Origin of the sequence: Pseudooceanicola sp. (assembly GCF_029213205.1) — a bacterium.
Taxonomy (GTDB): Bacteria; Pseudomonadota; Alphaproteobacteria; order Rhodobacterales; family Rhodobacteraceae; genus Pseudooceanicola.
Genome location: NZ_JARGNH010000044.1, coordinates 1 through 13,890 on the forward strand (window position 1 = coordinate 1; position 13,890 = coordinate 13,890).

At 64.2% G+C, this 13,890-nt stretch carries 13 protein-coding genes; 7 read left to right on the plus strand and 6 right to left on the minus strand.

Annotated elements, in window-relative coordinates; genetic code table 11:
- Positions 1-372: 372 nt before the first annotated feature.
- The 5 genes from P1U48_RS17495 to rsfS form a co-directional block, all read right to left on the minus strand.
- Positions 373-1,713, minus strand: a complete 1,341-nt coding sequence (locus tag P1U48_RS17495) for a S41 family peptidase (RefSeq protein ID WP_301070515.1) — start codon at positions 1,711-1,713, stop codon at positions 373-375.
- A complete protein-coding gene (locus P1U48_RS17500; RefSeq protein WP_301070517.1) occupies positions 1,714-2,895 on the minus strand; it encodes a peptidase M23 in 1,182 nt (393 codons plus the stop codon).
- Positions 2,892-4,409 carry a 2,3-bisphosphoglycerate-independent phosphoglycerate mutase gene (gene gpmI / locus P1U48_RS17505; protein WP_301070519.1) on the minus strand — a complete coding sequence of 506 codons (1,518 nt, stop codon included), beginning with the start codon at positions 4,407-4,409 and terminating at the stop codon, positions 2,892-2,894. The genes P1U48_RS17500 and gpmI overlap by 4 nt, the downstream gene beginning before the upstream one ends.
- A gap of 232 nt (positions 4,410-4,641) precedes the next feature.
- Entirely contained in the window at positions 4,642-5,112 is a 471-nt protein-coding gene (gene rlmH, locus P1U48_RS17510) for a 23S rRNA (pseudouridine(1915)-N(3))-methyltransferase RlmH (RefSeq protein ID WP_301070521.1), read from the minus strand.
- A 15-nt stretch (positions 5,113-5,127) separates the two neighbouring features.
- On the minus strand, positions 5,128-5,493 hold the full coding sequence (rsfS, locus tag P1U48_RS17515; protein WP_301070523.1) for a ribosome silencing factor: 366 nt from the start codon (positions 5,491-5,493) through the stop codon (positions 5,128-5,130).
- 612 nt (positions 5,494-6,105) lie between these two features.
- Between rsfS and leuC the strand changes: the two genes are divergently transcribed.
- The 5 genes from leuC (at position 6,106) to P1U48_RS17540 (ending at position 10,850) form a co-directional block, all read left to right on the plus strand.
- Entirely contained in the window at positions 6,106-7,509 is a 1,404-nt protein-coding gene (gene leuC / locus P1U48_RS17520; protein WP_301070525.1) for a 3-isopropylmalate dehydratase large subunit, read from the plus strand.
- A gap of 35 nt (positions 7,510-7,544) precedes the next feature.
- Positions 7,545-8,054, plus strand: coding sequence for a DUF308 domain-containing protein (locus P1U48_RS17525; protein ID WP_301070526.1), 510 nt, complete (start codon positions 7,545-7,547; stop codon positions 8,052-8,054).
- Between the two features lie 50 nt (positions 8,055-8,104).
- Positions 8,105-8,710, plus strand: coding sequence for a 3-isopropylmalate dehydratase small subunit (gene leuD, locus P1U48_RS17530; protein ID WP_301070528.1), 606 nt, complete (start codon positions 8,105-8,107; stop codon positions 8,708-8,710).
- A gap of 251 nt (positions 8,711-8,961) precedes the next feature.
- Positions 8,962-9,804 (plus strand): hypothetical protein, encoded by an 843-nt coding sequence (locus P1U48_RS17535; RefSeq protein ID WP_301070530.1) that lies wholly within the window; start codon positions 8,962-8,964, stop codon positions 9,802-9,804.
- 122 nt (positions 9,805-9,926) lie between these two features.
- On the plus strand, positions 9,927-10,850 hold the full coding sequence (locus P1U48_RS17540) for an endonuclease/exonuclease/phosphatase family protein (protein ID WP_301070531.1): 924 nt from the start codon (positions 9,927-9,929) through the stop codon (positions 10,848-10,850).
- A gap of 17 nt (positions 10,851-10,867) precedes the next feature.
- On the opposite strand, the gene P1U48_RS17545 is transcribed toward P1U48_RS17540, so the two are convergent.
- Complete coding sequence (locus P1U48_RS17545; protein WP_301070533.1) at positions 10,868-11,788, minus strand: epimerase; 921 nt, start codon at positions 11,786-11,788, stop codon at positions 10,868-10,870.
- 95 nt (positions 11,789-11,883) lie between these two features.
- On the opposite strand from P1U48_RS17545, the gene P1U48_RS17550 reads away from it, so the two are divergent.
- Entirely contained in the window at positions 11,884-12,798 is a 915-nt protein-coding gene (locus P1U48_RS17550) for a LysR family transcriptional regulator (RefSeq protein ID WP_301070534.1), read from the plus strand.
- 56 nt (positions 12,799-12,854) lie between these two features.
- A partial coding sequence (leuB, locus tag P1U48_RS17555) for a 3-isopropylmalate dehydrogenase (RefSeq protein ID WP_301070535.1) occupies positions 12,855-13,890 on the plus strand: 1,036 nt, incomplete at its 3' end.

Here is a 13,890-nt window from a genome sequence, read left to right on the forward strand (position 1 = left end):
AAATCATGCGTGTGGGAATCCCCGCGATTCAGGTTTTTGGCGGGACGCTTTAGGCTCAGGCCCCCTTGATTTTGGCCGGGCTGCGGGTCAGCGCTTACACCGGGGCGAAGGCGTTGCTGAGCAGCTTGCCGGATGTTGACCGGCGGCTCAGGGGGGGGCAGGTCAAGATCTGTGCCGATTTTCGGCCCCCTGATGAGGCGAACACGCCGTAGTCATCGCGCCGAATGTGTGGCGCAGCGGCGTTGAAAAACCCCAACCTCCTGATTTCAAACGGGTATTTCGGGTCTTTGCCCCGGCCATCCCCGCCCGAGGCATTCGGCCCCAGAGGGGGCCGAAGTCTTGCCGGGCGGGCCCGGTGCGGTGACGGCGGGCTTACTTGCCCGGGGTCAGTGCCATGAAGCCTTTGAGGATGTCGATGGCATAGGCCAGCTGGTAATCCTCGGTGCGCAGTTTGGCGGCTTCTTCGGCCTTGGTGCGGTCGGCTTCGATCTGCCGGATCTCGTCCTCGGTCAGGGAATCGTTGGACAGGGCACCGCGCAGATCGGCTTCGGACCGAGACCGGCGGGCGGCGCTGGGTTCTTCAACCTCTTCGGCTTCGGGGCGGCGCGGCGGCTGGGCGACCACGATGTCAGGCGAGATGCCCAGCGACTGGATCGACCGGCCCGAGGGGGTGTAATAGCGCGCCGTGGTCAGCCGCATCGCGCCATCCCCGCGCAGCGGCATCACCGTCTGCACCGAGCCTTTGCCGAACGATTTGGTGCCGACGACGATGGAGCGGCGGTGATCCTGCAAAGCGCCGGCCACGATTTCCGATGCCGAAGCCGAGCCGCCGTTGATCAGCACCACCATCGGCTTGCCCTTGATCAGATCGCCGGGCGTCGCGTTATAGCGTTCGCCGTCTTCGGGATTGCGGCCCCGGGTCGAGACGATCTCGCCCTTTTCGAGGAAGGCGTCCGAGACCTTGATCGCCTGGGTCAGCAACCCGCCGGGGTTGTTGCGCAGGTCCAGAACCACGCCGGTCACATTGTCGAGCCCGCCGGCCGCTTCGATTTCCTTGGCCAGCCCCTCTTGCAGGTTGGGATAGGTCTGATCGTTGAAGGTGGTGACCCGCAGGACGATGGTTTTGCTTTCGGTGCGCGCGCGCACCGCGGTCAGCTTGATCGTGTCGCGGATGATCGAGATATCGAAGGGTTCGGCCACGCCTTCGCGCACCACGGTGATGATGATTTCCGACCCGACCGGGCCGCGCATCAGTTCGACGGCGTCATCCAGGGTCAGGCCGAGCAGGCTTTCGCCATCGACATAGGTGATGAAATCGCCGGCCTCGACACCGGCGTCATCCGCCGGGGTGCCGTCCATCGGTGAGACGACTTTGACAAAGCCCTCTTCCTGGGTGACCTCGATCCCGAGGCCGCCGAATTCGCCGCGGGTCTGCACCCGCATCGCGCTGGCGTCGCTGGGCGAGAGATAGCTGGAATGCGGATCGAGCGAGGTCAGCATGCCGTCGATCGCCGCCTCGATCAGCTTGGCCTCGTCCACCTGTTCGACATATTGCGAGCGGATGCGTTCAAAAATGTCGCCGAAGAGATCCAGCTGTTCATAGACACTGGAGGGGCGGACATTTTCCTGGGCCAGCAGCGGCGCCGCCACCTGGGTGCTGATCAGAACGCCTGTGGCGATACCGCCCGCTGCGGCGATGAAGAAGCGTTTCATCTATTGTCCATCCTTCGTCGTTCTGAACCAATTTTCGGGGTCGTCGGGCGTGTTGTCCTGCCTGACTTCGATATAGAGCGTTTCTGTGCGGTCTTGACCAGTGCCAGTGGCCGCCTGTTTCACCAGCCGATCGACCGCCGGGTCGGCGCCACCCATCAGCCCGACAGGGCTGCCTGAGGGCAAGACTTCGCCCGCGTTACCATAAACCACATCAAGCCCGGCCAATACGAAAAGTATGCCGGATTGCGGCTCAAGGATCATCACGTTTCCGTAGTCGAGCAGCGGCCCGCGATAGCGGATCGTCGCGGCGGTCGGGGAGGTGACCACAGCGCGCGGGCGGGTGGCCAGCACGATGCCCGGGCGGATGATTCCGGCTGCGTCGGCGGCGCCGGCGCGGCGCAGCAGCCGGCCTTCGACCGGCAGCGGCAGGCTGCCCTTGCGGTCGGTGATATCGGGCAGCGATCCGGGCACCTCATCCACCGCCACACCGCTCAGCCCCGAGGCAAAGCCGTCGAGGGTTTCGGTGGCGGCGATCAGGATGCCGGTCTTCACCGGGTCCTCGGTAAAACGGCGCGGCAGGTTGGTGCGGTCGGCGACCGCCTGGCTGAGCGCGGCGCGCGCCTCCTGCACGCCGTTCAGCCCCTGTTGCAGGGTGGCGGCGGCGGCCTGTTGCAGGTCGCGCAGATCGCGCGCCTCGTCAAGCAGGCGGCGCAGATCGGCGGCGCGGCGGTCCAGCGCCGGGGCGACATCGGCGAGGATCATGCCCGAGCGGGCGGTGCCGATCGGCCCGGCCGGGTGCAGCAGCAGAACCGGCGAAGGATCCCGCGCCATGGTCTGCAACACCCCGAGAAGCTGTGCGATTTCGTCCTCGCGCGCGTGCAACTCGGCGGCGAGTTCGGCCTCGCGGACCGAGGCCTGGCGCAGCCCGTCACGCATTGCCGCCAGCCCGGCCTCATAGGCGCGGATCGTTGCGGTCAGCGCCTTGACCCGGTTGCTGGCGGATTTGGCCGCATTCAGCTCCCCGGCGGCGGCCTCTAGCGCGCGGGCCGCAGCGGTGGCGGCCGCGGCGGGGGGGGCGCTCTGCGTCGCGCCCGGCAGCGGCGCCAGAGCCAGGCCAAAGGTCAGCGCCAGGGCGGCGAGTGGCGTCACCCGGATGGGCCTATGGCGCAGGCGCTGAGTCATGCGATCAGGCATTCCCCGGTCATCTCATCCGGCTGTGGCAGGTCCATCAGGCGCAGCAGGGTCGGTGCCAGATCGGCCAGGCGGCCATCGTGCAGTGTCGCGCCCTTGGGGCCGCCGACCAGGATCGCCGGAACCGGATTGGTGGTATGCGCGGTATGCGGTCCGCCGGTGACCGGGTCGATCATCATCTCGCAATTGCCGTGGTCGGCCGTGACGATCATTGCGCCGCCCGCTTGCTCCAGCGCCGCGACCACCCGCGCCAGCCCCTGATCCACCGCCTCGCAGGCGGCGATGGCGGCGGCCAGATCTCCAGTATGGCCGACCATGTCGGGATTGGCGTAATTTGTGACGATCAGATCATAGCCGGCCTCAATCGCGGCGACGAACCTGTCGCTGACCTCAGCCGCGGACATTTCCGGCTGCAGGTCATAGGTCGCGACCTTGGGCGAGGGCGGCATGAAGCGGTCTTCACCCGGCTCCGGCAGCTCCTGCCCGCCGTTCAGAAAGAAGGTCACATGCGGATATTTCTCGGTTTCGGCCAAGCGGAACTGGCTCTTGCCGTGCTTGGCGACCCATTCTCCGAGGGTGTTGACGATCTTTTGTTTCGGGAAACAGGTGGTCATATAGGCATCATGGGCGCTGGAATAATCCACCATGCCCAGCAGCGCCGCCAGTTTCGGGCGCGGTCCGGTGTCAAAGCTGTCGAAATCCGGCTGGCCAATGGCGGCGAGGATCTCGCGGGCCCGGTCGGCGCGGAAGTTCAGGCAGAACACCCCGTCGCCATCCTTGATCCCCTGGTAATCGCCGATCAGCGTCGGGGTGATGAATTCGTCGGTCTCGCCGTTTTCATAGCCGCGGGTGATCGCCGCATGGGCGGTGCGGCTGCGCGGCCCCTGACCCTGGACGATGGCGCCAAAGGCCTCGGCGATGCGTTCCCAGCGGTTGTCACGGTCCAGCGCGAAATACCGTCCCGACAGGGTGGCGATGCGGGCGCCATCGGGCAGGCCCTCTTCGATTTCGCGCAGGTAGCCATAGGCCGATTTCGGCGCCACGTCGCGGCCATCAGCTATCGCATGCAACACCACCGGCACCCCGGCCCCGGCAATCGCCCGCAGGGCGGCGAGGATATGGTTGGTGTGACCATGCACGCCACCATCCGAGGCCAGGCCCAGCAGATGCGCGGTGCCGCCGCTGGCCTTGAGTCGGGCGATGAAATCGAGCAGCGCCGGATTGGTGAAAAACGAGCCATCCTCGATCGCCAGGTCGATCTGACCCAGATCCATCGCCACCACCCGACCGGCGCCGATATTGGTGTGGCCGACCTCAGAATTGCCCATCTGGCCCTTTGGCAGCCCGACATCGGGACCATGGGTGATCAATTGCGAATGCGGACAGGACGCCATCAACCGGTCAAAGGTGGGGGTGCGCGCCAGATGCGGCGCGTTGGCCTCGGGCCGGTCGCTCAGCCCCCAACCGTCTAGAATGCACAGAACAACCGGTTTTGCTGCCGTCATTTTCGCCTCTTACCTGCCGGGTTCCTACTAGAACTCTAACAAAGGCAAGTCCACCTCATGCGGCGGCTTCTCTCCCAAATGTGTGACGCAATGGGTGGATTTGCGCCCCGGTTCTCATCGGCGCCCCGGTGGAGATTGGTCGAGATAAAGTCTGGCAGATGCGGCCTCACCTGTTTGGTGGCCACGTCCAGCAGGGCGGTTGGCGCTGTGTCCTGGTCCGGAGGATTGGCGCCTAGACCCGGTGATAGGGCGACCCGGCAAGGATCGTCGCGGCGCGGTAGATCTGTTCGCTCAGCATCACCCGGGCCAGCATATGCGGCCAAACCATACGCCCGAAGGACAGGGACAGCGCCGCGCGGTTGCGCAATTCCGGTGCCAGCCCGTCAGCGCCGCCGATGACAAAGCTCAGATCCTGCGCCCCGTCGTCGCGCTGCCGCGCCATCCAATTGGCGAAATCTGGCGAGCTCAGGGTCTTGCCGCGTTCGTCCATCGCGACCAAGACCGCGTTGTCGGGCAGGGCGCGGGTCAGCAATTGCGCCTCGGCGGCCATGCCGCCGCCCTTGCGGTTCTCGACCTCGCGCAGTTCGACCGGCCCCAGCCCGAGGGCGCGGCCAGTGCGGTCGAATCGTGTCAGGTAATCGTCGATCAGGGCCTGTTCAGGCCCCGCCCGCAGGCGACCGACGGCACAGATCTGCAGCCGCATCCGACGCGGTGCGGATCAGGCGCGCGATGCGGCTGCGTCGGTCGGCATCCACATCTTTTCAAGCTGATAGAAATCGCGCACTTCCGGGCGGAAGACATGGACGATGACATCGCCAGTGTCGATCAGCACCCAGTCGCCGGTCTGGCGGCCTTCGATCTTGACCGAAATGCCGAAGGTCGACTTGATCCGTTCAGCCAGCTTTTCGGCGATTGCCACCACTTGCCGGGTCGAGCGACCCGAGCAGATGACCATGTAATCGCCAATCGCCGATTTGCCGCGCAGATCGATCTGCACGATGTCTTCGGCCTTGTCGTCTTCGAGAGATGCCAGGACCTCGGCGAGAAGTGACTCGCTGGTCGCATCTTGGGTGGGGCGCGTCATCGCAATCCCCGGAGTGGCGGCAGCTGCCGCGCTAAGGTCGGAATACAGGACATAGTCCTCCTGGGTGGCACATCGTCGAACCCCGATGCCGGGCATTCGCAAATTAACAACAGAATGGTGCCGTTTCAACGAAACTGCATCCCGAGCCTTATCACCGCAAGCAAGAATTAGCCAAGCAGCTTGCCAAATTGCCGCGTCGGGCCAAAAACTTGGCGATTCTCGATATGAAATCGGAATGCGAGGCTGGGGCGTCCTCTGCCTATCGCGGCACCTGCCTCAGTCGCTGTGCCGGGTGGCGCTCTGCGCGCCGAAAGGGTCATGTGCCTATTGACGGACCGGGATCGGGGGGCGCGGATCGGTCTAGAACCAGGCGCCGAAACGGCGATGAACCGGCGGTCGCCTTGCGCCTCATACGGGGCAGGCTGACGATCGACCTTGCGAGATCGCCGCCCAGATAGTATTTGCCTGCCATGAAACGCGTTTTCGATATGGACGACCGTGCGCGCCTGCCTTGGCGGTTCTTTGGCGCATCCCTGTCGGTCCTTGCACGCCTACCGGGCTGATTCAGCCGCCGTTTCGCAAGACCTTTCGAACAAACCAGGGAGTGGATCAATGTCCCCCAAAACGCTTTATGACAAGATCTGGGATGCCCATGTCGTCCATCAGGCCGACGATGGCACCTGCCTTCTCTATATCGACCGCCACCTCGTGCATGAGGTGACCAGCCCGCAAGCCTTTGAGGGGCTGCGGATGACCGGCCGCAAGGTGCGCGCGCCCGAGAAGACCATCGCGGTGCCGGATCACAACGTGCCGACGACGCTGGACCGGGCCAAGGGCATCGAGAACGAGGAAAGCCGCATTCAGGTCGAGGCGCTGGACAAGAACGCCAAGGATTTCGGTCTGCATTACTATCCGGTGTCCGATGTCCGTCAGGGCATTGTGCATATCGTCGGACCCGAACAGGGCTGGACCCTGCCGGGCATGACCGTGGTCTGTGGCGACAGCCACACCGCGACTCACGGCGCCTTTGGCGCGCTGGCGCATGGCATCGGCACCTCCGAGGTCGAACATGTGCTGGCCACCCAGACCTTGATCCAGAAGAAATCCAAGAACATGAAGGTCGAGATCACCGGCAAGCTGTCGCCCGGTGTCACCGCCAAGGACATCACCATGTCGGTGATCGGCAAGACCGGCACCGGCGGCGGCACCGGCTATGTCATCGAATATTGTGGCGAGGCGATCCGCGATCTGTCGATGGAAGGTCGGATGACGGTCTGCAACATGGCGATCGAGGGCGGCGCCCGCGCTGGTCTGATCGCGCCGGACCAAAAGACTTTTGACTATGTCAAAGGCCGCCCGCACGCGCCGAAAGGCGCGCAATGGGAGGCGGCGCTGGCCTGGTGGAAAACGCTCTATTCCGATGACGATGCGCATTGGGATCAGGTCATCACCCTCCGCGGCGAAGACATCGAGCCGGTGGTCACCTGGGGCACCTCGCCCGAGGATGTGCTGCCGATCACCGCCACGGTGCCCGAACCCGACAGCTTTACCGGTGGCAAGGTCGATGCGGTGCAGCGGGCGATTGCCTATATGGGGCTGACCCCGGGCCAGAAATTGACGGATATCGAGATCGACACCGTCTTTATCGGTTCCTGCACCAATGGCCGGATCGAGGATCTGCGCGCCGCGGCGGCGATCCTCAAGGGCAAGAAAATCAAGGACGGCCTGCGCGCCATGGTGGTTCCCGGTTCGGGTCTGGTCCGCGCCCAGGCCGAGGAAGAGGGTCTGGCCCAGATCTTCCAGGACGCCGGTTTCGAATGGCGCCTTGCGGGCTGTTCGATGTGCCTGGCGATGAATCCCGACCAATTGGCCGAAGGCGAACGCTGCGCCTCGACCTCGAACCGGAATTTCGAGGGGCGGCAGGGTTACAAGGGCCGCACCCATCTGGTGTCCCCCGCGATGGCGGCGGCGGCGGCGGTGACCGGACGGCTGACCGATGTGCGGGAGATGCAGTAACCGCCGACATTGGTTGGCATGTGGAGATTGAGACGATGCAAAGATGGTGGACTTGGGTACTGACGGGCTTGCTTTTGTTGGCGGGCGGGGTCCTGGCGCTGTTCAACCCGTTCGCGGCGTCGCTCGCTGTGGCATTTCTGGCGGCTTGGGTGTTCCTGACGGCGGGGGCCTTGCAGCTTGTCTGGGCCTTCACCGGGGGGGATCGCTGGCTGAACCTGGTTTTCGGGCTGCTGGCCTTTGGTGTCGGGGTTGCGCTATTGGCCAACCCCTTGGCCGGTCTGGTTTCGCTGACCGCCCTGCTTGGGGTGATCTTCCTGATTTCCGGCATCTTGCGTCTGATCATCGCCTACGGGTTGCGCGAAACCTCGCTGTTCTGGCTGATGCTGCTGTCGGGCGCGTTTTCGGTCTTACTGGGCATTATCGTCTTCGGCGATATCCAGCAGGCTGCAAGCAACCTGCTTGGACTGTTGCTGGCGCTGGAACTGATCTCGGCAGGGATCGGGCAAATCACATTTGGAACAATGCTGCGCCAATCTCGCCGATAGGCCCGCCACAGGGTGGCGCCGGCGTGCGCGCAAGCAACTAGGAGACGGACATGGAGAAATTCGACAAACTCACCGGAATCGCGGCACCGATGCCGCTGGTCAATATCGACACCGATATGATCATCCCCAAGGTCTTCCTGAAGACCATCAAGCGCACCGGGCTCGGGGTGAATCTGTTCGACGAGATGCGGTATGACCGGCAGGGCAACGAGATTCCCGATTTCGTGCTGAACAAACCCGCGTACCGTGAGGCACAGATCATCGTTGCGGGCGACAATTTCGGCTGTGGCTCGTCCCGTGAACATGCGCCCTGGGCGCTGGCGGATTTCGGCATCAAGGCGGTAATCTCGACCAGCTTCGCCGACATCTTTTACAGCAACTGCTTCAAGAACGGCATGCTGCCGATCATCCTGCCGAAAGAGCAGGTCGAGATTCTGATGAAAGATGCGGAAAAGGGCGCCAATGCCCGGATGGACATCGACCTCGAGGCCCAGACAGTGACCGCTTCGGATGGCGAAGTGTTCCATTTCGAGGTCGATGCCTTTCGCAAGCATTGCCTGATGGAGGGGCTGGATGACATCGGCCTGACCATGGAGAGGGTCGCCAATATCGATACATTTGAGGCGCAGGCGGCCCAGGCACGGCCTTGGGTCTGAGCGGAAACTCATTACAAGATGTAGAAAAAGGGGCCGAAAGGCCCCTTTTTTGCTGCGGCAATGATGCAAGAAGGCACCAGTTCCACCCTGCTTTTGCCCCAATATCAGGGTCTTGTGTCCGTATCGCTTGAGCAATTAGGGCAAAAGCGGCAAGATTTGGGCAATATTGAGGCAACCGCTATGCGCGGGATCAAGTTGGAATACAGGGTCGGCATCGTATCGCCCCGGGCCAGTTTGAAGGGAATCGAGCTGTGATCGTTAGATTGACAGGTGCGCTGCTGCGCGCCCTTCTGGTGGCTTTGGTCATCGCCACACCAGCGCTGCTGTTGCCTGAAACGGGAACGGATACCGCGCAGGTGGTTGTGCTTGTCGCGTTGATCGCGGGCGGGTTCATCTTTACCGAATATTTCAGCCGCTACCCATCGATCCTGGAATTCCGCTTTGCGCCGCCGTTCAACCGGTTGCGGTTCTTTACCCTGTTCGCGGCGGTGCTGCTGCTGACGGTGCATCGGGCGGGCGGCCATCTGGATACGCCGGTGGCGGATCTGTTCATGGCGCTGGGCACGCTGTTGAGCCGGGCCATTGATTTTCCCTATTCGCCGGTGCGGCTGGTGCTGCTGGCGCTGCCATCGGACACCCCGGCGGATCTGGTTGAACATGTGCGCAACGCCGCCGGAATCGCCTATCTGGTGGCGGTCGGCTCACTCCTGATCTTTGCCTATCTGGTCAAGGTCAACGGTTGGCCGGGTCGCCAGGGCGCCTTTAATGTCTGGCTGAACCTGCCCTTGTTCGATCCGACCGGCGGCGGTGATGTGCTGGCTCGGCTCAAGCGGGATTCGGGCATTAACATCGTGTTAGGGTTTCTGCTGCCATTCTTGACCCCGGCGGCGCTGAAGCTGGCCATGATGGTGATTGGGCCTGTCGCGATCACCTCTCCGCAAACGCTGATCTGGACGATGACGGCATGGGCGATCATCCCTGCAAATCTGGTGATGCGTGGCATCGCGTTGAACCGGATCGCCGATATGATCGAACAGAAACGCCGCCGCACCTATGCGCAGGCCAAGACCGAGGAACAGTTTCAGGCCGCCTGATCGCACCGCTGCTGCTGTTTCTATCTACCTCACTTGTCAGCCTGATCCCTCACTCTGCGCAGTCCGAGCGGCTGCGCGTCGGCTTTTTCCACAGTGAATTGTCGCGCGACGGTCCGGGGCTGATGCTGCGCGACATTCTGCGCGCCACGCCGCAGGTGGCCGCGGTGCGCCGGGTGATCGACCTCGCCACCGCGGATGTGCTGCTGCTGGCCGGGATGGATTTCGACCACGATGGGCTGGCGCTGACGGCGCTGTCCGAAGGCTTGGCGCGGCCCTATCCGCATCGCCTGCCGCTGCTTGGCAATGCCGGGCTGGCGACCGGGCTCGATCTGGATGGTGACGACCGGCGCGGCGGCGCTGGTGACCGGCAGAGCTATGGCCGCTTCGCTGGGCAGGACGGCATGGCGATCCTGTCGCGCCTGCCGATTGATACCGCCGCGGCGTGGCATCTGAATGACCTGTTGTGGCGCGACATCCCCGATAGCCACCTGGTCGATGCCGGGGGCCAAAAAGGCGCGGCGGCGGTCGGTGCCGCGGTGGTGCGCCTGTCCAGCGGCGGCCATTGGGCGGTGCCGATCCTGTTGCCGGATGGCGCCCGCCTGACGCTGCTGGGGTTTCACGCCGCGCCGCCGGTGTTCGACGGACCCGAGGATCGCAACGGTTGGCGCAATCATGATGAGATCCGGCTGTGGCAGCAACTTCTCGACGATGCCTTGCCGCGCCCGGCGCCGCGTGGCGCTTTTGTGCTCGCCGGTGCCGCCAATAACGATCCGGTTGCGGGCGAGGGGCGGCATGTCGCGATCCGGGGCCTGCTGGCTGATCCCCGATTGCAAGACCCGCGCCCGGCCTCGGCTGCGGGCGGCGCGGCGAATGTGGATTGGCCCAAGCCGGGACCGGGGCGGTTGCGGGTCGATTATCTGTTGCCCGCTGCGCGGCTGAAGGTGCTGGGCGCCGGGGTGATCTGGCCGCGCGATACCGATCCCGAGGCCGCAACGGTGGCCACTGCGAGTCGGCATCGGCTGATCTGGGTCGACCTCGAATTCTGACCCCGGCGCGGCGGCACTCAGGCCGCCAGCGGCTGCGCCTGTACCTGCGGTTTTGGCGCGCCGGGCAGCGCCGCGATGGCCTGCGCCAGGGCGCGGTCCAGCGGCGTCGGGGCGTAGTCCGGCAACAGCGTTGCCAGCGTGGTGCCCTCCAACTCATGCGGATGCGACCAGAGATAGCGCATTTCCAGAACCCCCTTCATCGCGGGCATGAACGGGCGCAGCGCCTTCAGTGGCCACCAGGCCAGCGGCTTTGCGGTGACCTTGCGCCCGGTGACCCGGGTCATCGCGGCGGCCATGTCATGGGCGCTCAGCGCGTAGCCCGGCATCGGCACCGGCTGGAACCGCTCCAGGGTATCGGCGCGATCGGCCAGCCGCGCCGCAATCCGCGCCGCATCCGGCAGCCAGCACCAGCTATGTTTGGCATCCAGCGCCCCGGGATAGACCAGCCGGCCTTTCCAGACCTTGGCGGCGACAAACCGGTCGAACCAATTGCCGGTGGGGCGGTCGTCGATGAAATCGCCGCAATAGAGCATGATCGTGCGGACATCGCCGCCGCGATACATCTGTTCAAGCTGACGACGCAGCAGCCCCAGCGGGTTTTGCGCGGTCATCTCGGTGTCGGCCCCCCAGCGCGACCCGGCATCGGGACCAAAGCCATAGAGATTGCCGGTCAGGATCACCGGGATGTCATGCGCCTTGGCGGCGGCAATCACTCGGGCGTGCAGCGGCAGCAATTGTTCGGCCCAGAGCTCATAGCTGGGCGGGTGCATGCCCATGATGATGGCATCCGCGCCGCGGGCCGCCTCGGTCAGGTTCTGGCGGGCGCGGTCGTAGCTGCGGATCTGCCAGCCAGCGGCGGCAAAGGCGGCGGCGGAATGGCGGCCGAACTTGCCGCTGGCGCCGGTGATCAGGACGGTTTTCTGTTGGCTCTGGGTCATTTTTCTCTCTCCGGTTTGATCTGTTGACCCAATAATTCGGCATTCCCATATGATTTGAAATTGCCAGAAATCGCAGATCATGTATTCAATATTGAATGGATCATGACATTACCGCCTTGGATTGGAGCCTCGTTCAATCCTTTCTCGCCGTGGCCGCCACCGGGTCGCTGTCTGCCGCTGCCGTCCGCCTGGGTGCCAGCCAGCCAACACTGGGCCGACAGATCCGGCGGCTTGAGGATGAGACTGGCCTGACCCTGTTCGCCCGCCGCCCGCGCGGGCTGGAATTGACCGAAGAGGGCAGTGCGCTGTTGCCCGCCGCGCAAAAGATGGGCGCGGCAATGACGGAGCTGGCGCTGGCCGCCGCGGGTCATGACGACGGGTTGAGCGGCAGCGTGCGGATCACCGCCAGCGGGGTGGTCTCACATCATCTCCTGCCCAGGATCATCGCCGAGGTCCGACAGGCGGCGCCAGAGATCGAGATCGAGCTCGATGCCAGCGACGATTCCGGCAACCTGTTGTTCCGCGAGGCGGATATCGCCCTGCGCATGTATCGGCCAGATCAGCTCGATATCATCACCCGCTGTCTGGGCGAGATCGAGATCGGTTGTTTCGCCGCGACCGGCTATCTGGATCGGGCTGGACGGCCAGAGCAGGCCGAGCAACTGAAAGCGCATGCGCTGATCGGCTTTGACCGCTCGGATTTGATGATCCGGGCGATGCGGCACTTCGGCTGGCCAGCCACGGCGCGGGATTTCGCGGTGCGCTGCGACAATCAGGTGGCCTATTGGGAATTGCTGCGCGCGGGCTGTGGCATCGGGTTCTATCAGGCGCATGTGGCGGTCGCGACGCCGGGAATCGAACGGATCCTGCCCGATCTGCCGATTCCCGGGTTGCCGGTCTGGCTGGCCGCCCATGAAACCGTGCGCCGGATCCCGCGGGTCGATCTGGTCTGGCGGATTCTGGAACAGGGGCTGTCTCCCTATTTGCGTCCATTGAGTGCGCTTTCTTGACCCCCCGGGGCCAAAGGGCTAGCGATGCGCCAAATCATACCTGGAAGGACAGCCCAATGAGCAACCCCTCGCTTCTCATCCTCGCGGGTGACGGTATCGGCCCCGAAGTCATGACCGAAGTGCGCAAGGTCATCGACTGGTATGGCACCAAGCGCGGATTGGGCTTTGACGTTTCCGAGGATCTGGTTGGCGGCTGCGCCTATGACAAGCACGGCACGCCGCTGCATGACGACACCATGGCCAAGGCGCAAGAGGTGGACGCGGTGCTGCTCGGCGCCGTTGGCGGCCCGAAATACGACGCCCTCGACTTCTCGGTGAAACCCGAGCGCGGGCTGCTGCGCCTGCGCAAGGAGATGGACCTGTTCGCCAACCTGCGCCCGGCACAATGCTTTGACGCGCTGGCCGATTTCAGCTCGCTGAAAAAGGACATCGTCGCCGGCCTCGACATCATGATCGTGCGCGAACTGACCAGCGGCATCTACTTTGGCGAGCCGCGCGGCATCTTCGAGGAAGGCAACGAGCGCGTCGGCATCAACACCCAGCGCTATACCGAGAGCGAAATCGCCCGGGTGGCACGCTCGGCCTTTGAGCTGGCGCGCAAGCGGAGCAACAAGGTCTGCTCGATGGAAAAGGCCAATGTGATGGAAAGCGGCATCCTGTGGCGCGACGTGGTGCAGGAGGTGCATGACGCCGAATATCCCGATGTCGAGCTGAGCCATATGTATGCCGATGCCGGCGCGATGCAGCTGGTCCGGGCGCCCAAACAGTTCGACGTGATCGTGACCGACAACCTGTTTGGTGATCTGCTGTCGGATGCGGCGGCGATGCTGACCGGGTCCTTGGGCATGCTGCCCTCGGCCAGCCTCGGCGCGCCGATGGCGAACGGGCGGCCCAAGGCGCTGTATGAACCGGTGCATGGCTCGGCCCCCGATATCATGGGCACTGGCAAGGCCAACCCGATCGCAAGCATCCTCAGCTTTGCCATGGCGCTGCGCTATTCGTTTGACCAGGGCGATGAGGCGACACGGCTGGAAAAGGCGGTGGAAAAGGTGCTGGCCGACGGGCTGCGCACCGCCGATCTGCTGGGCGAAG